The organism is Bacillus sp. OxB-1 (assembly GCF_000829195.1).
In the GTDB taxonomy this organism is placed as follows: domain Bacteria; phylum Bacillota; class Bacilli; order Bacillales_A; family Planococcaceae; genus Sporosarcina.
In genome coordinates, this window is record NZ_AP013294.1 from 1,512,593 (window position 1) to 1,536,883 (window position 24,291).

Here is a 24,291-nt window from a genome sequence, read left to right on the forward strand (position 1 = left end):
CCGAGTTTTTTTGTTGTCCAAAACGGGATGCCAGGTTCAAATCCACCGGGTGCCAGGCCACTGACATCCATTCGCGCCCTTTGCGAATTGTGGCAGTGCCTGGCTCCCGGAACCATTATAGACTCCTAACCTTACATTCCATAGAACTCGCAAAACCCAATTCCTCCCGTAATCATTTCGAAAATGACATTCCCAACCCCACTCCTTTGTATAAACAACAAGAAATGTTTCAATTTGATGACATCAAACCAAATTCAGTAAAAAGCTTGATATATATTTCAAATACGATAGAATAATAGAAGCGACAAGAAGAGTTTGTCCATTTCTATTTACGAAACTTGCAAACTTACTGATTTGTAATTGACATACTTGTCGCCACTGTCTATACTTTAGTGTGTAATGGCTTCTATCTTTCATTTTGCCGTGGAAGTAGATGACTAATTAATTTAGATTCAGAGGAGGAAATTATTCAATGGCTAACCAACCAACGAAGTACCGTAAGTTCATTGTCGGCGCTGCATCAGCTGCTCTAGTAGCATCCGCAGTAGCACCGGTAGCAAGCGCGGCAGAGTTTAAAGACACGAAAGGTAACACGCACGAACCAGCAATCGATGCACTATCTGATGCAGGTATCATCACTGGATACCCAGATGGCACATTCCAACCGAACAAAACTTTGACACGTTCCGACGTTGTTAAACTAATGGGTAAATGGCTTGTATCTGAAGGCTATGCAGTGCCAACAGACTACAAAACAAACCCACGCTTCGCTGATCTGAAATCTACATCAAACGACGAGCTTCTACAATATGCTGCAGTTGTTAAAGACAACGGCGTATTCGTCGGAACTCCAGATGGGAAACTAGATCCAGCAGGCAACATCACTCGTGAAAACATGGCGATCGTTCTTGTCCGCGCATTCGACCGCGTACATGACATCGATCTTGCTACATACGTGGCGGGCCAAGAATTCAAGAAAGATGTTACTGACCTTGGACGCGCGAAAGCGGAAGCTCGTCCAGCAATCGACGTTCTTGATTTCTTCGACATCACGAACCCGGCTGCACCACAATTCAATCCAAAAGGTACAACTACACGCGGACACTTCGCTACATTCCTACACAAAACAATTAACGCAGACTTCTCTGACGTTGGTTCTGGTGTAGTAGGAACTGCAAACGTGAAGGCTGTTAACGCTACAACTGTAGAAGTTACTTTCAAAGATGCAGTTGAAAACCTTAACTCTTTGAACTTCACTATCGATGGTCTAACAGTTTCTAACGCTGCTATCAAACAAAGCGATAACAAAGTTGTAGTACTTACAACGGCAGTTCAAAAAGGTGGAGAGAAATACACTGTATCCCTAAACAATCAAGAAATTGGTTCGTTTGAAGGTATTTCTGCTGTAGTACCTACTAAACTTGATGTTACAACTCAAAACGTTCAAGGTAAAGTCGGTCAACAAGCGATCCTTTCTGCTGACGTTGGCGTTAAACAAGCAGGTATCCCTGTTACATTTAACGTGAAAGCAAACACAGTTGGTACTCTTAACAAAGACCAAGTATTTGAAGCAGTCACAAATGCAGACGGTATTGCGACATTCTCTTACACTCAATACGCTGCAGGCGTTGATGAAGTAGTTGCATACCCAACAGGTGCTCCTACAGTACGTGACTACGCAACAGTTCACTGGGGCGTTGACACAATCCTTACTCTTGAAGAAGACGACAAAAAAGGTACTTCTTTAAACAACGGAGAAAACAAAGTTTACAAAGTAACATACAAAGATCCTAAGACTGGCAAGCCAATGCAAAATGCAGACATCCATGTTACATTTGCTGAAAACGTTGACGTTGCAATCAACAAAATCACTGATGCAACAATCAATGGCAAACCAGCTTACCAAACAACGAATGGCAATAAAGAGTATGTAACAGTTAGAACAGACTCTAAAGGTGAAGCGACATTCACTGTTTCTGGTAAGAATACAAAAGCAACTCCAATTGTATTCATTGACAACTCTGGATATGGTTCAAACAGCGTTGACAAACTAGATAGCACAGAGCTACAAGTTAAAGCTGCAGAATTGACATTCGGAGCAGTTCATGTGAAATATGAGCTAGAAGTTACTCGTGACGGCGGCGAAGAAGCTGCAGTTGGTCAAGGTAACGGCCGTGTGTACAAAATTGCTGTCAAAGACGAAAACGGCAAATCTGCTGCTGGTGAAGTAGTAAACGTTGCATTCGACGAAGTTCTAGACAGAGTGATCTCTACAAACACGAAAGCAGAGTTTGTAATTGATAACACTGAGTACAAAGGAACTACAAACTACTACAACACGAACAACAAGCAACAAATCCAAATCAAACTTGACTCTAAAGGTGAAGCAGAGTTCAAAATTGTCAGCAATGACAACAAAGACTATGCAACTCCAGTAATTTGGATTGACATCAATACAAGCAACAACAAAGATGGCGTTCTAGAACAAGGCGAGCCTACGAAAACAGCTGCAATGACATACTTTGCAGATGAAAAAGTCCAAGGCAGCAAATTGAAAGTTTACAATCACAGAACTGGAGCAGAAATCAAAGACAACCGTCCAGTGGTTGGAACTGACGCTGTAGAATTCCGTTTCGACGTTGCGAACCAAAGTGGAGAAGCGTTTGGTGGACGCATTGCAGAGTTCGATGCAACTTACCAAGTGACAAACACTGGTTCAAGTGACGTCTATGTTTGGAAAAATGCAGCTGACGTAGGCAACCGCGATAAAGCTACTGTAATTTCTACACGTCGTGGAGAAACATTCACTATCGAAACTGACAACAACAAACAAGTAAGACTTTATGTCGCTTCGAACGGTGAAACTGCATCTGTTGACGTAACAGCATACGGTGAAGCTAGAGAAGTTGGAACAGACAAGAAAGTAGTTCGTCTAGACGAAAGTAAAGTAGCCAAAGCTACATTCCAATCAACTTCTGATCTAGGAACATCTTACACTGGTAACGTTGAAAGCTTCGACAAAGACAAGAAAAAATTGAAATTTGTCGGCAAAAAAGAACTTAACTATAAAGAAGAGTTCGACGCTGGCAAAGTGAAATACGAAGATGCTCGTGGATCTTCTACTCTTAACTTGAACTTTGCACAATTTGAAGACATCGTTGCAGCAAGCCCGAATGCAAAACTTCACTATTACAAAAACAACGATGGAGTTATTACATTCACAATTCTTGAAGCGACATCTAACCAAAGCGATGTTGAAGCAGCAAACGCTGTAACAGCGAAAGTTACTGCACTTCCAGCAGACATTACTCTTGCTAACGAAGCAGCGGTAGTAGATGCACGTGCAGCATACAACGCATTGACTACAGCTCAAAAAGCATTGGTTACTCAAGCTACTCTTGACAAACTAGTAGCTGCTGAAGCGAAAATTAAAGAATTGAAAGATGCCGAGCAAGGTGACCTTAACTTCACTCACACAGTGACTGAAAACACGCCACTTGCGAACACTCTACAAATCACTGTTGGTACTGTAGCAAGCACACCAGCGGATGCGGCAGGATATAAAATTTCTTATAATCTAGCTGATGGCAACAATGTAGAACAAGAAGGCAAGTTTAATGAAGCATTGACACTTGCTATCGTAAAAGACAATACAGTTGAAGCAACAGTTCAACTGGTTGACGCTGATGGCAACAATGTAGGCGCAGCTCAAAAAATCAACCTAACTAACTAATCACTAAGGGAGTGAGGAGAGAATACTTCTCTTCTCACTCAACCTTTATAAAAAGCCTATTTTCACAAAATGGAGGTAAGAGTATTGAATAAATTAAGTAAGTTTGCATTCATGTCAACTGCTGCTGTAGCTGCTTTGGCTGTTTCAGCAACAGGAAGCGCAGAAGCTGCCGATGTAACGCAAATCCCAGATGGTGCAGTTATCAACCCAGAAACTAACAATGCGTTCCATGAAAGCCAAATTGGTACGTCTCTAGCTTCATTTGAAATTATTAACGCTCTTAATGCAGGTAAAGATATTTATTTCAAGCTTCCTGGATCTAGCGCATTTGTTAACGTTGCGAATGGTAATCTAGTAAACTCTGAAGTGATTAATAACCTACCGGCACTTTCTTATGTAGATGAGAATGGACAACAAACAACAATCCCTGGCCCACCAGTGGCTAGCGAACTTAAAGTTGAATCGGTAAGTGCGATTAACGCTACTCAAGTTAAAATCGTATTCAATCAAGAGGTTGATGAAAGCTCTGCGGAAAATTTAGATAACTATTACATTGGTTTAACTAAAGATGTTGATTCTAAATTTGTTACGGACTTGGGGAATACTGGATATACCGCTGAGTTACAAAAAGATGGTAAAACTGTAATTATCTCTGCCGATAATGTAACAACGCATTCAATTTGGACAGATAAACATACAGGAGCCCAACCTATTAAAACTTCAGCTACTGAAACTGTTTTAGAGAACCGTACAGTATATGTACAAATTAAAGACATAAAGTTAGCTAATGGCAAATTAGCTGATGCTGTTGAAAGTTCATTTGTAGCTAAAGATTCAGAAGGTCCTAAATTTGCATCTACTTCTTACTCTGTAGAAAAAGTAGATGAAGATCCGGTTATTATTTTTAACGAACCAGTAGTGTTTGATATCGATGCATCTGGAACGGTTAATACTGGTGATACTCAATTCTATTTAAACGGTACGAATGTTACGGCTGCAGTTTCTTATGCAACTGCTTTAAATACTCCAGCAGCCAAGAGTGCTATTAAAGTAGACTTATCTGCTGTAGCAGCTGATTTTGAATTAGAAGAAGGTAATAATACATTTGAAGTAGTTGGTTTAGAAGATTTCGCAGGAAATTCTACAACTCCAAGCCGTATCACTACAACTATTAATGTAGCTGAATCAGCTGTTGAAGCTCCAAAAGTAACAGGCGTAGAACAAGTTCATGATGGAGCATTCCGTGTTATCTTTGATAAAGCAATCGCTGCTAGCACTGGTACTGTAACAGTTAAAAACAATAAGAATGACGGTAATGATTTGGTAGTAACATTAAATGATGTTGCTGGTGCCGTGCTAGATACTACTTATCTAGGAGCCGGTGTTGCTTATATAGTAGAGTTTGATGAAGATGGTACTTATTCAGCGGTTTCTGATGAAGTATACCAAGGTGCTAACTCAGTTATTCGTACAGTTGAAGTAAAAGACTTCAAAGATGCTACCGGTAATAAAACAGGAGCTAAACATACAAAAGCTTATACATTTAAGAAAGACAATGTGGCTCCAACAGCAGTTTCTGCTAAAGTAATTAATGATGATCCGGTAACTGGTAGTGGCGATCAGGATATCCAATTAACATTCACTGATGCACCATTCAATGGTTTAACACAAATTGGCTCAGGTTCAGATAATATTATCTTAAAGGTTGCGGAAAATGGCGTGACAGCTACGGTTGCTGTACCATTTGCTTCTGTAACTCAAGATGCACCTACTGCTAATATTTATACATTAGCGTTAGATGCCGGAAATACTACTCCACTTGCATCACAATATGCTTCGGAAGCGGACTTGTTTGATGGCAATGGAAAATTAAAAGCAGGCATTACAGTAACTTTACCATATGGTTTAGTAGAAGATACTAATGATACAGATACTCCACAATATAAAGCTGGATACCAATTCATTGGGGCTACTTTAAATGTTCAAGGTGGCTCATCAGCAGTAGTACCTCAAACTTCACAAGCAAATGTTGAATACAATGCGGACCTAAATGCTATTGAAGTAATATTTGTGGGTGAAGATATTGATGCTGCAACTGTAACAAACAAAGCTAACTACACATTTGATGGTAAATCAGTGGCTGATATTGCTGGTGCTTCAATTGAGTATAGCGTAACTTCTGGTACTAAGTTAGCTCGTATTTTCTTACCAGACAACTCTGTTGTACGTGATGGTAACTACAACTTAACTATTAAAAACGTAGCTACTAAATCAGGTGCTAAAATGCTTCCAACTACAGTAGTAGTTTATGATGTTGAAGATAATACTCAACCATTGGCAACTGCTGCAAAAGTAACTTCTGATAACACTATCGAAGTAACATTCGATGAAACATTAGACGTAGTAGCTGCTGCTCCAGTAGCTAATGCAGAACGTAACTTCAAAGTAATCGTTGGTGGAGCTACTTATAATGTATCGGGAGTTGTTGCTAAAAACACTCGTACTTTGGTATTGACAACAGTTGATACATTTGATTACAACAAAGCTGTTCAAGTACAATTTGCTCCAGACGCATCTAACGATGTATTCGTTACAGACGTTGCTGGAAACAAAGCTGCTACTAAAACAGTCACAGCTACTAAAGATGTTCAATAATTTCGAGTACAAGGTTCTAACGCAATTCTGACAATTCATTTATTATTTTTTGAGTTGGTCTAAGCTGTAGAATCTGAAGTTCGAATAAAGAGAACAGTCAACTGTCTTTCGAGATGGTTGGCTGTTTTTATGTTTCTACTACTATTTCATTCATAAATTATAAACCGGTTGCGAATTGAGAAGTTTGAAAAGACAGCAGAGAAAATTAGTTCAATTAGAAAAGACTGAATAAAAGATTGGTCATCCGTAGACTATCCGAGGAGTTATTTCTAGTGACCCTCTTTCCATTCAAGGAGGCTGTCCACTTCATAAAGTCCATCCGAGGAGATTTTTCAAAGAAATCCCTTGGATGGGCTTCTTTTTTTGCATTGAAATGTTAGGTAATTGGTTGGAAAGAAATCATGGTGGGTTGAGGTCATTGATGCGGATCTAAAAATAGACATGACGAAAAAGCCTTTTCCATGTAATTTTTTAAAAAAGGCTTACTCAAAATCTATTCATTTGCTAAAGATTAAGCGACTCGCTTGTATGTATGATAGATTCCATTCATTACAGGAGTAGGTTTCAGTTTTACCTCTTCCACTTTCACTGGTAAATGTGTTGGAGTAGGAATTGGCGTTTGTCCATCAAGTCCTTGATGTGGTCGATGCGTATTGTAGTAGTTATGAATATAATCGGATAAATGATTGTGAATGTGCTTCCTATTAATCGGAATTAGATGATCAGTACATTCACGCTTTATCGTACCTATTACTCTTTCAGCATAAGCATTCTGCCAAGGTGATTTATATGCTGTCCACTTCAAAAAGTCTATCCGGAGAAAATTCGTGTTTATTTCTCCGGATGGCTTTTCTTTTGTTGCTAAGAATATATGAAACTGGACTCCGCTTTATCAATGCAGTATGCCCAGAATAGTGAACATAAAAAAGAAAGGCATGCCAAAGAAGCCTTTCCTTAAAAGGTTTTAAAGAATATGAAGTTGATTTGATTACGCTACTTTTTTGTAAGTGTGATAGAGACCATTTAATACTGGCGTAGCTTCTAATGTTGCTTCCTCCGCCGATGTCGGAAGATAATCAGGTGAAGGAATAGGTGTTTTACCGCCAATACCTTGGTGAGTGCGGTCGGTATTGTAATAGTTGTTGATATATTCATTAAGCAGATGACGCATATGTTGTTCGTTTAAAGGGATTACTCGGTCCGTTAATTCCCTTTTAATTGTGCCAATAACTCTTTCAGCATAGGGATTTTGCCAGGGTGAACGATATGCCGTTCTCTTGGATGTTATCGCTGATGAAGTTAAAAATGATTGAAATGCTTTCGAGCAAAAGATTGGATCATTGTCATGTATCAAATATTTTGGAACCTTTCCGTAGGGCGTTGCATTCCTAAATTGCTGGATTGTCCATTCGGCTGTCGGATTGGTTGTAACATTGAAATGGACGATTTTACGAGTTTGGTGATGAATGATGACTAATACATGTAACACGTTAAAGGTGAGCGTAGGAATCGTAAAGAAATCAGTCGCCCACATTTCATGATGATGATTTTTCAAAAATGTCTTCCATGATTGAATCTGTTTTTCAGAAGGTGGTTTTCGTGTAGTAGGAAGATATTTTGCAATCGTATTTGGGGCAGGTGAATTCTCAATCCCTAGAATCAAAAGTTTTTCATGAATTTTCTCAGGTGACAATAATGGATTTTCTTTATGTATGCGTTTAATTAGGTGGATGGTTGCTGGTGATATTTTTGGACGTCCTAGCTGTTTATGGCACACTAGAAATGTAGAAAACGGCAGCTAATTTATGTACAAATACAACAGAACAAAGCCAATACTTATTTTTTTCGTTACAATGGTTGTATTATATAGATGCCAAGGGGGAGACCAATGAATATCAACATGCTACGAAACTACTTAAATGAGTGGTTACGTTATCTGATTCATTTTTTGCGACTATATTTCCAATCATCACACGCAGTCAGAATGGAGAACATCGCTCTCAGAAGTCAATTAGCACTCTACGTACAAAGATATGAGATAGAGAAGTTACCGAAGCCTAGACCTACACCTGCCTTCCGGCAGCTTTGGGTTCTCCTATCCAAACATTTAGGGAACTGGAAGGAAACTTTTGTGGTTGCCAAGCCGGATACGGCCATGCGTTGGCATCGGACAGCGTTCAAAATCCATTGGGCCCGGAAATCAAAGAAGCTAGGATGTATTTGGCAAGTAGGAAATGTATGATTTGGCAGTTAAAAATGTAGCTACTTGCCAACACCCTTTATCTAACTGTGAATATCGGTGTTAAAATCCTCAATAATAACGGTTTAAAATTCCCCAGATTTCACGGATAATCTAACTCGAGAGAGATAGATTGGAAGTGTTGGAATGACGTTATTGTTGGAGGATTTTTTTATGATCAGAGAACTGAAACAGAAAGGTTGGACGATTAGCGCGATTGCAAGGGAGACAGGATTCGACCGTAAGACGATCCGGAAGCACCTGGAGGCGGACAAAGTCCCCCAATCTAAAAAGCGAGGGAAAAGGGAAAGTAAGCTTGATCCATACAAACCATATCTGATGGAACGGATCAAGGAAGGTACGACAAATTGTTCGGTCTTGATGGAGGAAATCCAAGCGAAAGGATATGAAGGGAAAAGTACGATTCTTCGGGAGTTCGTTCAGCCCTTTCGGGAGGCACCCAAGAAGCAGGCGACCGTCCGGTTTGAAACGATGCCTGGAAGACAGGCGCAAGTGGATTGGGCTGAGAACATCGGGGAGTTTTATGTGGATGGCTTGAAACGGCCTTTGTATGCTTTCATCATGATTTTGAGTTATTCTCGAAAGCGGTACATCGAATTCACCGTGGACATGACCCAAGAGACGCTTATGAAATGCCATATGAATGCCTTCAGTTATTTCAACGGGATACCCCAACAGCTGCTTTACGATAACATGCGGACAGTCGTCACTAAGCACAGTGTCAGCCAGATACGGTTCAATAAGAAATTCGAAGATTTTCTATCGTATTATGGCGTGGTGCCGAAAGCCTGTAAGCCCTACCGCGCGCAGACAAAAGGAAAAGTAGAACGAGCCGTTGCCTATCTAAAATCCAATTTTCTGAAGCGCCGTCTCCCCGAAACGTTAGACGACCTAAATGCAGAAGTGCGGAAATGGCTGGACCAAGTGGTTCACAAAAAACGGAATCAGACCACACAGCAATGTCCTGATGAACGTTTTATAGAAGAGCGTACGCTCTTACTTGCATGGAATACAAAACCGCTGTATCAAGTCAGACAATGGGAACTCCGGGAAGTGAGTAAGGATTGTTTGATTTCCTATCAGCAGAATAAATATTCGGTGCCCTACCGGTACGCCGGCCAGCAAGTGAAGGTGCATGAAACGAATGAAGGCATGCTTGAACTGTACGATGAATATGAGCGAATTGCCGTACATCCGCTGATCGACGGAAGACATCAAATGACCAGTAAGCCCGAACACTATCAAGGTTTACCGGGAACAAAAAAAGAGCAGGAAACGAATCTACATGGTTTGGCGACCCCAGATTCTCCCGCTCCAGTACCGACCGTTGAAAGTCGATCATTAGCTATCTACGCTGCGCTCGAGGAAGGAGAATAACATGAATCATTCAGTACTCGAAGAACGCCTGCAGGCGCTCGGATGGCAGCGAACCGCACAACAACTAGATGAACTCGTTGAAAGTGCTTCTGCCAATACCTTATCATATTTTGACTTTCTTGACATCCTAGTAAAGCAGGAATGGGAAAACCGTGAATCAGAGGCATTAGCAAAACGAATCCGGAAGGCCAGGTTCCCGTATACGAAAACCATCCATGAATTTGACTTCAGCTTTCAACCCAGCATCAGCGAACAGCGTGTAAAGGAAACCTGCACCTGCCGTTTTATCGCGAATGGAGAGAACCGAATTATACTCGGACCGCCTGGTGTAGGAAAGACACATTTAGCCATTGGATTCGGATTAGAGGCGTTAGCGAAGGGGTATCACGTGTTATTTATGACAGCAGATGAATTAGGGGAGCAATGCCAAAAAGCACTTCAAAAAGGGACACTCTCCTACTTACAGAGACGTCTATGTAAGCCAGATTTAATCATCTTAGATGAGATCGGGTATTTTGACTTCGACGAAGTCACGGCAAATCTATTGTTTCAAGTAATTTCTAAGCGGTACGAAAAAGGAGCCATGATCATCACCTCAAATAAATCCTATATAGAATGGGGAAAAACGTTTGGAGATGATGTGCTGGCAACCGCGATATTGGACCGTCTCCTGCATCACTCTGTAACGTTTAGCATCAAAGGTGACTCCTATCGCATGGAAGAGAAAAAGAAGGCTGGGGTATTTCCTCTGCCTTCCGCTTCAGAAGCAGCAAAGTGAGGAATTTTAGTCCGGCGTTTTTGGGGATTTTTAACCCGGTATTGACACTAACGATTGAGTAATGATTCTTTATGCCGGAAACTTTCTCGATTGAACACCAGTAAATGTGAATAATGAATGAGACGATCAATAAACGCTTCTGTCAGGATAGGATCTCCGAATATGTGATTCCACTGCCCAAACTGAAGATTTGTAGTGACGACTACACTCCGCTGTTCGTAACACAAATTGATGACTTGGAAGAGGAGCTCTGCCCCTTGCTTATGAAGTGGTACGTAGCCGAGTTCGTCTAAAATCAATAAATCCAAGCCTTCGATCTGCTTATACAGCTTGCCGAGTGTGCCTTTGTCATTGGCTTCCAATAACTGATTCACCAGTTGTGCCACCGTATAAAAGCGTACTTTTCTTTGTGTCTGATGAATCGCATTCCAGCCGCATAGGGAAGCCAAAAGGGTCTTACCTACCCCTACTCCTCCATACAAAATGAGATTCTCTTTCCTTCCAATAAAATCTCCTGCCAATACATCCTCTTTCGATAGATCGCTGTTCATATGAATGCCATCCCATTCAAACTGCCTGCCGGATATATCCGGCAGTAACGATTGCTTGATCAAGAGATTCAATTTCCTTTCTTCGCGTTGCTCGATCTCCTTTTCAAACAGCTTCAGTAAAAACTCTTCGTGTGACGCAGCTTTCACCTCGTGATAATGTTCTCGGATCCAACTTAGTTTTAAACGCTTCGCATGCTCTTCAATCAAGTTCTTCATGATGGCTCACCCCCAGTCATCGTGAATAGTTGATCGTAATGGGTAAGACCGCGTGAGACGGTTTCCGCCATTGGCAACTTCTTAGGCAGTCGCGGAAGCGACAAGGTTTCTCGGATGCCTCGGCCGTTTATCAATTGATAGTAGACATGCTTGATTGAATCAGCGGTTGGATGACCATGCTCAGAAGCCATACGCAATGCTTCAGTCGGCAAGTGGAAGTCCTGCTCCTTCAAAAGAACAGCCAGTAAGCTTAATGCCGCTTTTTTCTCTTCCAGTGAACAGGCTTCAAAGTAGAGCTTCCAATCTTCAGGAAGTTGATCATAGAAGGAGCTGTATTTCAATGCCATTGGCCGTTTGGCCATTAACCTTAAATATGGCTGCCAATTCATTGCTCTTCGTCCGCTTCCATACAGTCTAGGATGCGTAATCAGGATTTCATTCTTTTCATTTAGAATGGTTACCTGGTCAAAGGAAAGCTTGGCTGTCACTGCTTGTCCGGCGAAGCGGGGCGATGTGGAATACTGCTTTCCGTCAATTCGGATCATCCCATATTTATCTGCTTTCAAATGTTCGTAGCGGATACATTCATATTTTTTACCTGGCAATTGTATCAGTCGCTCTTTGTCTGCCAAATGCAGTTCGGAAATCGGCAGTTCCTTTTCGTAATGTGCTCTCTCCCGATCTTCTACACTCCAGATAAAGGCCTGTTCATTTACGTCTGCCAAACGATTATACGGGACAGCCGGCAACAGATAATTATTGCGGATATACTTCACCATCGCTTCCACATGGCCCTTCTCATTGCCGCTGTTCGGATTGCAGAATTCGTAGGAAAACCCATAGTGTGCGGCGAATCGTTCAAATTCCTCTGTCAGTACGCGTTCGCCCTCCGGCAGTACTTTTTTGACCGCAGGGGACAGGTTATCAAAGCGGATGGTGTGTGGTACACCTTCCAAGAATTCAAACATGTTTGCCAATCCCTGTAGAAAACACTCTCGGTTCTCGGACGGGAACACCTGATATAAAAATGCGTTACTGTAAGGAAAGGAAAGCACCAAGAAATGCCGGATGACTTCCTCTCCTTCATGAAGGAATGGTGCTTCTCCAAAATCCACCTGTGCTGCTCCTGGCTTTGTTTCCAATGGCAGAGCTGCCTCTTCACTTTCTTCCGCTAATTCTCGCTTCCGTTTCGAAACATAGTCCCGGACCGAACGGTCTGAACCTTGGAATTCATGATGCTTTACCAATAGATCATAGATACGTTTTGCTGTCCTGCGGAACTTTTTCTTTTTCTTTGCATCTTCTTTTAGCCATTCGTCAATGATCGGTTTCACTGGATCCATGACGGGCGACTTTCGTTGCTGCCTAATGGGCGTTGCAGGATTGAAATCTTCCATATCGGAATACTTCTTCACTGTCCGCCTGTCCACTCCCATCTGCCGAGCTACTTCTGCATAGCTCCGTCCTTTTGTATTGGTTTCATATCTGATATAATTTACTTCAGCCATTGCTAACATCTCCTATACTACCTCCCGTGAACGTAATGCCCATACAGGAGTGTATGTATTATTTTTGATGTTGGCAAGTGGCCTTTTTTATGTACATAAATTAGCTGCCGTTTTCTACATTTCTAGGGTTCTTACGCGAACTTGGGGAATAGGCATGACCAGTAGCTTTAAGTGTGATAATTATTTTTTTAGGATATCATTATGTCGATAGAGCACCCTTTTTTCCAACAACTTCAGACTTGCTCGACCATAGGTGATCTGCTTAATTGTTTTCAATCGGTTGATCTGGCCCTCTAGTAGACCGTTACTATAGGAATGGGTAAAGGCGTTCCGAACGGCTCGCAGGTCACTCCGCAGGCGTCGCGCGTAATGAAGGAACGGTGAAGCCCGGTCAGAGAGCTGAGTGGAAAGCCATTCCAGGAAGCCGGGGTAGTCCCTTGCCGTAATGGATGCGCGCAATGCCTGGACGGATTCGTAGAATGGACCCACGCAGGGATACAGGGAGAGACCTCGATGGAGGATGATGGCATCCTCGGCATTGAGCTCCCTTTTCTGCTTCCAAATGACAGCGGCGAATCTTCTTCGCGGAATGGAGTCCGTCCGGACTGCTCCATACTTCCGCTCTTTCCTTCTTGATTCGACCAAGGCGCGGACCGCCGAATAGGTCCCTTCATATCCCTTTCCTTGTATGGTTTGGTGGATGAATCGAATCGTATGTCCTGCCTGCTCAAGACGTGTCACTTCCTCCGAATAGCCATCGATAGGCTTGGCCCTTGGCCTTCGATCGATAGGGGGAGTTTGCAGGTCCAGGTACTTCTGGATGGTCCGACGATCCAATTGGTACTCCCGAGAGAGTCGGGAGATGTTCTTGCCGTCTGCGTGCTGCTTTTGAACCTCCTGGATAAGCGACCATTTCCTCTTCTGTCTCTCGGATGCTGCCCTTTCTCGGGCGGTCAAAGGGATGGCTGTCTGCTCGGCAGCCGTTTCCATCCAAGTGATGGAAGTAGGCACAAGGGTGGCAAGATGCACGTCGACCTGTTTCTTCGCATTCCGGATGAAATGCCAACGATCATATACCTGGTGGATGGCAGGATTTGCTTGGGTGATGGCTTGACGAAATGCGGTGTAGCCGTCTCGGCTGACAACCTGGATGAAAGGATGACGTTTCAGCCAGGCGGTGACAGTTTCGGGCAGGCGATCGGGCAGCAGGGCCAAGGGGACCCCCTTCTGATGATCGCAGATCATCGTACCGTAGGTATGGCCCTTGCGAAAAGCGAAATCGTCAATCCCTAGGAAAGGGTGACACCTCAGGTGTTATATCTGTCCGGTAGATAAGTGACAACAGTGCATCATGGCTGGCAGGAATATGGATGGCATGGGCGATCTTTTCGGCAGTGAGGCAGCTAGTGGAGAACGCAATTTTCCGAAGGATGTCTTCGGCCCGTTGCGTTCGATGGCGGTTCGGCGAAAGCCCTTCAAACCTCTCCGTGAAGACCTTCACGGAACATTGCGCATATATGCAGAACCATTTTCGGGTAAGAACTAACAGTTCCACAGGTCGGCCATTGAAAGGCTCGTCCTGCAGCTTACGGGTATAGCGGCTATGGGGTCGGGTACTAGACTGGGAGCATGTGGGACAGCAGGAGGAGGATCGGGTACTTTGAACAATCAGCCGGATCTTGTCGGAAGTGGATTCGGCGTGAAGCAGTTCTAGGGAAGAATCGGGAGGTGTCCAGGTGAGAAAGTTCATCGTCAAGCACTCCTTTCTTTTTATTATATCAATCTAGCATCCCCTAAGTCATCTCCCCAAGTTCGCGTAAGAACCATTTCCTACTTGCCAAATACAGATTAAAAATGCAGAAACAGCAGAAGAAAGAGAAGAACTAATAAAATTTAAGCAAGAAATGATTGACGAGGGTAACAGAATTCGTACTGGGTCGGAACAGAAATTTCGGTAGACTCTGTAAATCCGATGACGAATAGACTTTTTTCAGAAGGCAACGTATCACCTTTCTCTTACTTAATTCAAGTATAAAAGAAATCGGTGATCACGTGCTTTTTATTATACAAATTGTATGGATACCCCAACAAATATTATAGAACCACAAAAAAGAGCCAATCATCCCGAGAGATAGTTGGCTCTTTTTCTTTATTCGAATTTTAGATCCTACCAATGGATTACTAGACAATGAATAGTCCACATGGTGTTAGACCTGCTACACGAAATTATTTTACAGTGTAAGAAGTAGGTTCTGGATTAACTTTGTTTCCAGCTAAGTCTTCTACTCCTACAACTGTTACTTGATATCCAGCCTGTGGAGCATTAGCAAATTCTACTTCGAATACATTAGTAGTACCTACTTGAGTAACAGATACTGCCGAAGCTTCAACAATTTGGCCATTAGCAGTACGTACTTTATAGTTATCAACATCTAGGGCTGATGCAGAAATTGCATTTGAATCAGCTCCGTTTGGAGTATTATCAACTTCTTCACTAAATGTGAATATGAATACTTCTTTATCAGTTGCATGTTGAGCAATTGATGCTGTTGGTGCTGTTGCATCAATAACTGTATCATCTACAGCAATAGTAGAGTTACCAGCTGCGTTTGTTGTTCTTACTGCAACACGATATGCTCCATCTTGTGCAACATCGAAGTTAATAGTAAATGTCTCTAGTTCTCCATCGAAAGCACCATCATCTGCAGTCACTCCTGTTGAAGTAAAGTCAACAACAGTAGTGTCATATTCGCCATCATTATCAGAATCTAGGTATACAGCATATTCAACTTTTGTAATGATTGATTGTCCTGTATCCGCAGCAATATCTGCATCCGCTGTACCTGTTACTTCAATAGTTCTAGAATTACTTGGTGCTACAGCAGTTCCTGCACCTGTAATAGTCGGTGCTACAGAATCATCGGGATTTCCACCGCCAGCAAGTGAAGGAAGAACATTAGCAACTGTTGGTAATGTAAATGTATTTGTTGCAGCTGCAGTAACCCCATTAGCTCCACCAGTAACAATCTTACCTCCCGGTCCTGCTGTAACTGGAACTGCGGCTGATACATTTCCTTCAGAATCTTCTGAACGAACTTGAATTCTATAAGACTTACCTGGTTCTAATGCACCCGTTTGGAAACCGAATGTTTCTGTAGCTTCGTTAAAAGCACCATCGTCAGCAGTAGCATTAGTCCAGTCCACAACTGTTGTATATACTTGAGTAACAGTATTGTAAGATTGAATACAGTATTGAACATTCTTGACAGTAGAATCATCAGTAACCGTTAAACCTTCAATAGCAAAAGAATTTGCAGGATTTTCAGCAGTTGCTGTATCTACAGTATAGTAAGTTGCCGCTGCTCCAGTCATTGTCACTACAGGAGCTGCAATATCTGCTTCGGTAACAACTAACTCAACATCTACACCAGTATTTACAGCTACTGTAAATGGAGCGTTATTAGCTACATTTACATTACCAGCACTGTCGATTGCTCTAACTTCAATTCCGTAAGTACCAGGTGCTAATTTAGATGTGTCCACTGTAGCTGTTACTTGTTCAGATAATTCGTTAAAGAAGTCTCCATCAACAGCTTGCATATCTACCCATCCAGTTACAGTTCCATCTGGACGTTGTAAACGGTATTGTGCGCCAGCTACGTTAGTAATTGCATCATTAACAGTAGCAGTAATTACACCTGTATTAGAATTTACTGAAACACTGTTTGCAGCTACTGTTGGAGGTGCAACATCATAAGTAGATGAGAAGTTGAATGTTTCACCAAAAACTTTTAATGACGCTGCTGCAACACCAGTAGGTACAGGAGTGTTATCAAATGTCAATGTAACTACTTGTCCTGCATTTAGATTACCAATAGCTGTTCTATTTACAGTTGCAGTTGCAGGTGTGTGTAATGGTGAATTTGCTCGACGATCAGCATCAAATACATAGTTTTCAACTTTTTCAGCAGTTGATCTATCAACTGGTTTATTGAAAACAACAACTATAGTTGAGTTGTCAATCGCACTTACCGAATTATAAAACAGTTATCCTTATTCAGGTCCATCAATCGGAAAGTTCATTTGAATTTGTATTGATAAGCCATTATCTAATTAAGGAAGGATTTCGAACTTTTTCACCGAAGTGATTAATCATCTATCTATTGTGATAATATTTAACTTAGTATAAAAAAGGGTGGCGTTAAATGGTTATGCTAAAAGATAATGATATACGAAAAGTATTATTGTATACGCTAGAAAGTCGGTATTCACATGATAATGAGACTAAAATTGTAAATGAGATGGGGATATTACACGGTCAATCCAGAGTGGATGTGGCAGTTATTAATGGGATTTTACATGGTTATGAAATCAAAAGTGAAAGCGACACCTTGGTGAGGTTGCCAAGTCAGATTAATGACTACAGCTCAGTTTTCGATAGAATGACGATTGTTGTTCAAAGAAATTATTTAGAAGCTGTAAGAACATTAATCCCTAAATGGTGGGGAATTATGCTTGTGACTAAAAGGTGTGACAGAATCAATATACGTGAAGTACGAAAGGGCAGGGTTAACCCAAACACTGATCCACTTGCTCTTAGTCACCTCTTATGGAGAGATGAAGCTTTGGAGATTTTGAAGGAAAGAGGCCTGCAAAGAGGGTACCTGAGCAAGCCTAGAAAAGTAATATATGAAAGACTGACCCAATGTCTCGAAATCGATGAATTGAGAAGGTGTATTTCTATACAGTTGCGTTCACGGGAACATTGGCTAAGCGACTAATTACAAAAGCAAGATGATGATTCACGCAAACACGAACCCATGTTTCAGAATTTCCGGTACTACATTTGGAATCAGTTGCACATTTATAAATATAATCATCTCCGAAAGAGAAAGTCTGCCCGCAGAATTCAGAATGGTTGATAGCATCGGTACACAATTTCCTAAACTGTGAGAAGCCATGCTGACGAACGCCGCGTCCGCGAAATATTAAGAATCTATCATCGACAGTATATTTCAAATTTGCTCCTATGTTCATTACCGTAGGATCAAAGTCGAACCACTCTGGACTACTAATATTATAGTCTCCATATGCAGGGAATCGACTCAGACCTCTTTTTAGTAAATTGGTATAAATCTCCCACTCAACTCTTGGAATCTCACTATTGCTCCCTGTTTTCAAATGTGACAAATTTGGCGTCATACTAGTGCTCAAAATTGTAAAGGTTCTCCACTCATTGAGATAGGGAAATTTAGTTATTAATAAGCTGATTTCGTCTAATAAGAGTGAGCCTCCAGCTGGATCAATCTCTTTGAAGTCTAAAATTAAATCAACGTCTTTTGGACTGATTTTGTAAGACGATAACCAATCAGCAAGGATTTTTTGAAATTCATCAAAATTTTCCAAGTCACTTTTCTCAAGACGGAGGGCTAATCCACGCTTATAACGTTCTAGGCATATCTCGACGGCATCATGGTATGACGGATATCTAAGAATTGAAGTTACGGGAATAGCCGTGATATTATTACTCTCAATATCATCACTGATAAACTCTAGAGGAGATTGTCCGTTATTTAACGTTATTTCTTGGTCAATACGAGAATCATCGAACAATGTATGAGCATCTACAAATACTGGACGATTTTGTGACCAGAAAGTAGAAAGTTCTTTTCCAATCTGATGAAGGTGCTGATCGATGGTTTTTTTAAAACGCTTCTTTTTATGATCATATTGAATTGGCTGAATTTCAATCAAAGGAGTAATCCTCTCTAATTGCTCGGTACTTAAATTTTCAAGTGCGATTCTCTCACCTCTTTTCCATTTTATTGCTGGCACGTAATGACTTTCTGTGAACATAATAAAACCTCCTACGTATATTTTGCCAAAATAATGGTTTCGTTTTGGTTAATATGATCTACGGACTGGAAGATAAAAGGTTTCAAATAATTTGAAAATATTTTTGAATGAGTAGTAGTGGATGCTTTGTTTCTACTATCCGATTACGGGATTGGGAGTTTATATTTAATATAGCTGATGACAAAAAGTCTAAAATATATTATAATTTACTCATCTGTCATTATGGGACATTAGGTTTATATGTAAGTAAAGGAGGAATATGCATAGTGAAAAAATTTAAGAGGTTAAGAACAGCAATTTTTACAGCTATGTTGGTAGTTCTTATGGTCGGCATGGCGAATATTGCTACTGCAGCTGAGCCTTCGAAAATTCCAGAAGGAGCCATTATTAATCCTACTTCAAGCAATGCTTTTCATCTCGATCAAATAGGAATTTCTTTTGCTTCTTTTGAAATTATTGAAGCCCTTAATGCAAAAAAACCAGTTTATTTAAAACTTCCAGGTTCTAATTTATTTGTTAATGTAAGTAATGGAACGACAGTACAAAATTCAGTGATTATGGCATTACCGACGCTATCCTATACAGATAAAAATGGAAATAAGACAACAATTCCTTCTTCAACTGAAGCGATTTTTGAGGTATTATCAATTCAATGATCAACAATGGCAAGGGAGTCCTCTAATTGAGCGATCAATTAGAGGGCTTTTTTGACTGTTATATTCATTGATAAAGTTCCTTTTATAAGCGCATTTTCAAGTTTATGTCATTGAATAATTGGTAGATTCCCGATGATATCTCAAGACGGAAGTAGTCGACACTCAATTGAAAGTTACGCCTATCAATCCATATGAAGTTGGAAGAACTTACTGTTCTCCGATCCAATTCGATACTAAGAGATCCTTAGGGCAGAGCATACAGTGCAATTTCACCATTGTTACGCCAATCAAGGATTGATTTTTACCCGTAGCTGTTTTTTATTGCAGAAAAGTAATTAGAAGCTAATGTAATACGATTTGAATACTGCGAGGAATTATAAAAGGTTAAATGAACTGAAAGTTTAATACAGCGTTCAATTTAAAATGGAAATGGGCCTATTCTGTGTAGGTAAAAATAAATAGTTTATTACCTTGCAATTACTTTTCGACCCAGTGAAATTTCGTCATAAACAAAACTAAAGGACTGGTAGTATTATCGTGGTTCTCTAGATATATACCTACCAAAATGTTATAGTGAACAATATAGGAAAGATGGGTTATTAAGGGAGTTGGCAAAGGATAAATCCAAGCTCGATTCTAAATCCGTCAATAACCAAATACATAAATCTTTGTTAGGGGAAGGAGTCTTCGAAAGTGAAGCTAAAAAAAGAAAGTAAAGTACTGAGGCATTGGCTAACCATGCCATTCATAGCTATCTTGCTTATCCTCTCAACCGTATTGCCCTCGTTGGCAGAGGCAGCTGAACTGCAGGACATTAGTATTGTGATGGAAATACAAGATTCTAATGGTAACAAGATATTATTAACTGAGGAAAAAATGCGGAATAGTGATATCAACTTCGTTTTTACATTTTCTGATCAACAAAGAGAATGGGCGGGTGATATAGCTGGAAAAAAGGACCTGGTTCTTTCTGCATTTGGTGAGCTTGCGAATCATTTAGTGGTAGAAGATATTACAGTAATGGATGGGAAAAAATTAACAGTAGAAGCTAATGCAAATGCAAGCTATAGTTTAACCGACAATATGACTTATACAATCAACTTTTCTCCAGCGCTAATTGCAAATTGGCCTGGGAAAGTATCGCCGATAGCATTGCAGATCTTTGCCAAGCCCCATCTCTCCCTAGGTGGCAGCATAATGAACGGAACCACACTGGAGAGTATTCAAAAGGGTGGAAAAACAATTGAACTACAATTAGTGAATGCCACTTGGGATAAAGATACACTTTCCCTAATTGAAAACTATAATCAGTTTTTAAAGGGTTTTAAGTTCAAGGGCATAAATGGAAATGTCGAAGATTGGGATGTTGCAGAATATTTAGTGAATACTGATCCAAACCAAGTGGTGTCTTATTCAAATGACATGCGGACTTTGTATTTGAAGTTGCCGGCGGTTAGTGATGCAAATCATAATGGCAATATAACTTTTGATCAAAGTCAACTTAAAGCTAATGGAGTGCAACTATATACAATAGATAAAGTTAATTTGGATGGACAAATCGATGAAACTGGTGCTGAAATCGATGGTGATTCGGTGAGTAATGGAACGTTTGTTTTTTCTATCCAAAAACAAGACGTACCTACAATAACACTAAGTGAATTTGTGTTAACAGAGCAAGAAATTAGAAACGCTGGAACAAATGGCATCACTTTAGAGGTATTTTTGGATAACGCGAGATGGGCTACGCTTTCAAAAGAGAAGAAGTTGTTGCTCATAGACTCATTGCAAGCAAAGGACCAGACAGAGCAATGGGGACTTATCAAAGAGGCGTTAATCGCCGATGTTGAAAACACAGTTGCTAGAGAAACTGATAATAAGGTCATTATTAAAATCCCTAAAACAGAGGATTTATTTTTGATAAAAGACCTAACAGTTTCTATAAAGATTCCTTATCAATTGTTAGAAGAGGATGTAAAATTACCGGAACTTCAGCTTACTGTAAAAGCGCAACCAAAAGCATTGTTATCCGGACAAGCAGTACCATCAATCTCTCAAACGGATTTTGCAAAGGGCGGCAAGACGCTTATTATTACACTTGTAAACGCGACTTGGAAACCCGATGTAGCTTCAAATACAGGCGAACGTGAAAAATTATTGAATGCTTTTTCATGGGATTCCACTTTTAAAAATGAGATTTTAGCAAGAGCAGATGTCAAAAGAACGAATGACCATACAGTAACGATTAAGTTACCAGCCGTTTCTCAGAAATACACCGGACAAGTAAATTTTGACCTGAAGTCGGATTTGGTAACAGTTGATCCGGATATAGGGAATTTGGTATCTGGCGATCAGTCATTTTCAATTACAGAAGTCGAGAACCAATCTGCCGATATTTCAGGAACAGCTACTAATAAAATCAATGATCTAGATATAGCTGAAGGTGGGAAAACTGTAGTAATCACATTGAAAAATGATATGTGGAAGAAGCCGTTTCCTGCCGATAAGAAAATTATACTTTCGGTTGATGGGAAAACACTAAACTATAAAGAAATTAATTCAAATGAAAAGACGGTCACATTGCAACTTGAAAAACAAAGCTTGTTGCTTACCAATGATAATGACGTAAAAATTACCATTCCGAAAGAAATGCTAAGTGTGCGGACAAATGATCTTATAATTGACCCTGCGTTCAAAGTTGCTACCATTTCCGCAGACCTTACAGGAACAGGGGTTGCTATGGATCCTGTAGATGTTCAAAAAGGTGGAAAAACGCTAATCATTACATTGAAAAATGCAGAATTTAAAGATGCTTTGTCGTTGTCTGAGGTAGAATCTTTATTTGGCGCAAATACGTCGCCGTGGGATTTACAAGAAACAGATATTAAAGTATCTAAAAATAAGCTGACTATTAAGTTGCCAGCTGTTCCAAATTATAAAGCATCTAGTGTAGGAACGTTTACACTAACAGTCAACAGCTCTATTATTAAAGGCTATGAAAGTTTGACAAATAATATCTCAACATTGCAATTCACAGTAGGGGCTACTGCATCAGCGGACATAGGGCAAACTTCCTTTACTGAGGCAGCCATTCAGTCAGGCAAGCCAACCTGGATTATTACACTACGAAATGCTGATTGGGATGAGGCTATTGTAACGAATGCTAGCAAAAAGTCTGCGCTTATGAAAGGGTTCACCGTTTCCGACCAGACAAAAGAATGGGGTATCGTCACTTCCGCTATCGCTTCGAAAGGTACATTTACAGTAAGTGGCGATAAACTTACCATTCAATTGCCGGAAATACTTGATTATAGTATCGTAAGAAATCAGCAAGTCAGCATAAACGTTCCAAAGTCTGTTTTATCAGGATATAAATATGATATCTTGGTAGATAAAAAAATTAATATTACAGTTCCGTCATTAAATGGAGAGTTAAAAACATTCCCCGAAATGCTGGACCAAGGATTAACAGACTTCATTAACGAGAAGGGCTTAAGTAATATCCGTGTCCTTGTCCCTGAAAAAAAGATTCATATCATTAAAACATCTACAGCAGCTATCGGCGATAAGTCTATTACAACTGTCGAGGTAGAGGCCGATGGCCAGGTCAATAAAATGACAGCTACATTAGTATCTGAAAACGATGAATTGACACTTGAAGCTGTACGTCCAGGAACCTTTATCTTTGTTTTCGATGTGGTGGATACAGACAGTACAATTGAAATTAGGGCTTTTGATAGCAACGGCGATGTCATGGAAACGGTATACAAAAAAATCACCAAAGGCAAGAAAACTTACACAGAAATCCCGAAAACACCCTTGGACGGTTCTTATTCCCTCTACACGCTGTTGACGGACAAATCAATGCTCACAAACATTTTGAAATACTATCCATTAGAAGACTTACAAATTGGGACGGTTAATTAAGGAGGTGCGACTCATTGAAATTCATGCGTAAAATTGTTCTATCGTTGGTTTTGATCTCTATGCTAGCCTTTTTCATTGGACCTGCGTCATTGGCGAAAACATTTTCTTCTCAATCCATTTCTGATGTGAAAAAGAGCTGGACAATTAAGTTCAGTCAGCCGGTCGACTCTGCGTCTTTAAACTCCAACTATGTGTATATCACGAAGGGTAGCCAGAAGATTTCTACAGGGTTGAAGTTGCTGGATGGGGGATATACGGTTGAAGTAACTCCGCTTGTGCCTTATGAGCCCGGTCAATCGTATCGTCTGGTAGTTTCCGAATCTCTCAAATCAGTGAAAGGACAGGCCTTAAAAGAAAGTGTGTCCAAGCCTTTTGATGTTTTGGATCCGGCCGCTGCTATCCAGTCGATTCAATATACAACAGGAGAGGGGATCCATAGTTTCAAAGTAAAGGCACGGAATGATGTCTATGCGGTTAAAATCAATGGTGTGGATCTTCACTTGACAGGATGGAATGAATTTTCCCATACGTTCCTTAATTTGAAGCCTGGCACCACCGTAACGATCCGCGCTTACAGTAGCACAAATAAAGTTCTGGAGACGAAGACATTGACAGTCGGTGAATAATCTTCTTCTTCTTAAGGATATAAGTAAAAGGGAGCAAGACCAAATTGGTTTTGCTCCCTTTTGTTATACTGAATTCTTAAAAGTAGTATGTAAGCCCCCAATCAAACAATGCATATTTTTACAAAGCATCTCCTAGTATGATCAAGGTATC

Annotated in this window: 16 protein-coding genes; 8 read left to right on the plus strand and 8 right to left on the minus strand. The window is 40.6% G+C overall.

Annotation, left to right across the window (positions count from 1 at the left end; genetic code table 11):
- Window positions 1-472: 472 nt before the first annotated feature.
- Both OXB_RS17910 and OXB_RS07660 read left to right on the plus strand, forming a co-directional pair.
- On the plus strand, window positions 473-3,733 hold the full coding sequence (locus tag OXB_RS17910; protein ID WP_052483909.1) for an S-layer homology domain-containing protein: 3,261 nt from the start codon (window positions 473-475) through the stop codon (window positions 3,731-3,733).
- A gap of 84 nt (window positions 3,734-3,817) precedes the next feature.
- On the plus strand, window positions 3,818-6,388 hold the full coding sequence (locus OXB_RS07660) for a hypothetical protein (RefSeq protein ID WP_041073192.1): 2,571 nt from the start codon (window positions 3,818-3,820) through the stop codon (window positions 6,386-6,388).
- 511 nt (window positions 6,389-6,899) lie between these two features.
- On the opposite strand, the gene OXB_RS18385 is transcribed toward OXB_RS07660, so the two are convergent.
- Together OXB_RS18385 and OXB_RS07665 are read right to left on the minus strand one after the other, a co-directional pair.
- On the minus strand, window positions 6,900-7,193 hold the full coding sequence (locus OXB_RS18385; RefSeq protein WP_231860374.1) for an integrase core domain-containing protein: 294 nt from the start codon (window positions 7,191-7,193) through the stop codon (window positions 6,900-6,902).
- A gap of 183 nt (window positions 7,194-7,376) precedes the next feature.
- Entirely contained in the window at window positions 7,377-8,081 is a 705-nt protein-coding gene (locus tag OXB_RS07665) for an integrase core domain-containing protein (RefSeq protein ID WP_231860375.1), read from the minus strand.
- Between the two features lie 693 nt (window positions 8,082-8,774).
- On the opposite strand from OXB_RS07665, the gene istA (OXB_RS07675) reads away from it, so the two are divergent.
- Together istA (OXB_RS07675) and istB (OXB_RS07680) are read left to right on the plus strand one after the other, a co-directional pair.
- Window positions 8,775-10,025 carry an IS21 family transposase gene (gene istA / locus OXB_RS07675; protein ID WP_442852889.1) on the plus strand — a complete coding sequence of 417 codons (1,251 nt, stop codon included), beginning with the start codon at window positions 8,775-8,777 and terminating at the stop codon, window positions 10,023-10,025.
- A gap of 1 nt (window position 10,026) precedes the next feature.
- Entirely contained in the window at window positions 10,027-10,803 is a 777-nt protein-coding gene (gene istB, locus OXB_RS07680) for an IS21-like element helper ATPase IstB (RefSeq protein ID WP_041073196.1), read from the plus strand.
- 47 nt (window positions 10,804-10,850) lie between these two features.
- Here the strand turns inward: istB (OXB_RS07680) and istB (OXB_RS07685) are convergent, their stop codons facing one another.
- The 5 genes from istB (OXB_RS07685) to OXB_RS07700 form a co-directional block, all read right to left on the minus strand.
- Window positions 10,851-11,570 (minus strand): IS21-like element helper ATPase IstB, encoded by a 720-nt coding sequence (gene istB, locus OXB_RS07685; RefSeq protein WP_041073198.1) that lies wholly within the window; start codon window positions 11,568-11,570, stop codon window positions 10,851-10,853.
- A complete protein-coding gene (gene istA / locus OXB_RS07690; RefSeq protein ID WP_041073200.1) occupies window positions 11,567-13,087 on the minus strand; it encodes an IS21 family transposase in 1,521 nt (506 codons plus the stop codon). The genes istB (OXB_RS07685) and istA (OXB_RS07690) overlap by 4 nt, the downstream gene beginning before the upstream one ends.
- Before the next feature lie 171 nt (window positions 13,088-13,258).
- Window positions 13,259-14,323, minus strand: a complete 1,065-nt coding sequence (locus tag OXB_RS07695; RefSeq protein WP_041073202.1) for a transposase — start codon at window positions 14,321-14,323, stop codon at window positions 13,259-13,261.
- Between the two features lie 37 nt (window positions 14,324-14,360).
- Complete coding sequence (locus OXB_RS19305) at window positions 14,361-14,828, minus strand: transposase family protein (protein ID WP_084212409.1); 468 nt, start codon at window positions 14,826-14,828, stop codon at window positions 14,361-14,363.
- Window positions 14,829-15,304: 476 nt separating this feature from the next.
- Window positions 15,305-16,921, minus strand: coding sequence for a hypothetical protein (locus tag OXB_RS07700; protein WP_144399662.1), 1,617 nt, complete (start codon window positions 16,919-16,921; stop codon window positions 15,305-15,307).
- Window positions 16,922-17,283: 362 nt separating this feature from the next.
- On the opposite strand from OXB_RS07700, the gene OXB_RS07705 reads away from it, so the two are divergent.
- On the plus strand, window positions 17,284-17,859 hold the full coding sequence (locus tag OXB_RS07705; RefSeq protein ID WP_041073206.1) for a sce7726 family protein: 576 nt from the start codon (window positions 17,284-17,286) through the stop codon (window positions 17,857-17,859).
- Here OXB_RS07705 and OXB_RS07710 read toward each other — a convergent pair.
- Window positions 17,819-18,934, minus strand: a complete 1,116-nt coding sequence (locus OXB_RS07710) for a beta family protein (RefSeq protein WP_041073208.1) — start codon at window positions 18,932-18,934, stop codon at window positions 17,819-17,821. The two genes, OXB_RS07705 and OXB_RS07710, sit on opposite strands and share 41 nt — an antisense overlap.
- A 266-nt stretch (window positions 18,935-19,200) precedes the next feature.
- Here OXB_RS07710 and OXB_RS07715 point away from each other — a divergent pair, with 266 nt between their 5' ends.
- From OXB_RS07715 to OXB_RS07725, 3 genes are all read left to right on the plus strand, one after another.
- A complete protein-coding gene (locus OXB_RS07715) occupies window positions 19,201-19,590 on the plus strand; it encodes a hypothetical protein (RefSeq protein ID WP_041073210.1) in 390 nt (129 codons plus the stop codon).
- Window positions 19,591-20,283: 693 nt separating this feature from the next.
- The gene (locus OXB_RS07720) at window positions 20,284-23,514 is read left to right on the plus strand and encodes a hypothetical protein (RefSeq protein WP_041073211.1); all 3,231 of its coding nucleotides are present in this window, start codon (window positions 20,284-20,286) and stop codon (window positions 23,512-23,514) included.
- A gap of 23 nt (window positions 23,515-23,537) precedes the next feature.
- On the plus strand, window positions 23,538-24,140 hold the full coding sequence (locus tag OXB_RS07725) for an Ig-like domain-containing protein (RefSeq protein ID WP_231860399.1): 603 nt from the start codon (window positions 23,538-23,540) through the stop codon (window positions 24,138-24,140).
- The last annotated feature ends 151 nt before the right edge of the window (window positions 24,141-24,291 follow it).

Excerpts from the sequence above, each read along its gene's own strand:
- istA (WP_442852889.1), top strand. The coding sequence starts at position 8,775 with ATGACGTTATTGTTGGAGGATTTTTTTATGATCAGAGAACTGAAACAG.
- OXB_RS07695 (WP_041073202.1), bottom strand. The coding sequence starts at position 14,323 with ATGATCTGCGATCATCAGAAGGGGGTCCCCTTGGCCCTGCTGCCCGAT.
- istA (WP_041073200.1), bottom strand. The coding sequence starts at position 13,087 with ATGTTAGCAATGGCTGAAGTAAATTATATCAGATATGAAACCAATACA.
- OXB_RS07705 (WP_041073206.1), top strand. The coding sequence starts at position 17,284 with ATGGTTATGCTAAAAGATAATGATATACGAAAAGTATTATTGTATACG.
- OXB_RS07725 (WP_231860399.1), top strand. The coding sequence starts at position 23,538 with ATGCGTAAAATTGTTCTATCGTTGGTTTTGATCTCTATGCTAGCCTTT.
- istB (WP_041073198.1), bottom strand. The coding sequence starts at position 11,570 with ATGAAGAACTTGATTGAAGAGCATGCGAAGCGTTTAAAACTAAGTTGG.
- istB (WP_041073196.1), top strand. The coding sequence starts at position 10,027 with ATGAATCATTCAGTACTCGAAGAACGCCTGCAGGCGCTCGGATGGCAG.
- OXB_RS17910 (WP_052483909.1), top strand. The coding sequence starts at position 473 with ATGGCTAACCAACCAACGAAGTACCGTAAGTTCATTGTCGGCGCTGCA.
- OXB_RS19305 (WP_084212409.1), bottom strand. The coding sequence starts at position 14,828 with ATGAACTTTCTCACCTGGACACCTCCCGATTCTTCCCTAGAACTGCTT.
- OXB_RS07710 (WP_041073208.1), bottom strand. The coding sequence starts at position 18,934 with ATGTTCACAGAAAGTCATTACGTGCCAGCAATAAAATGGAAAAGAGGT.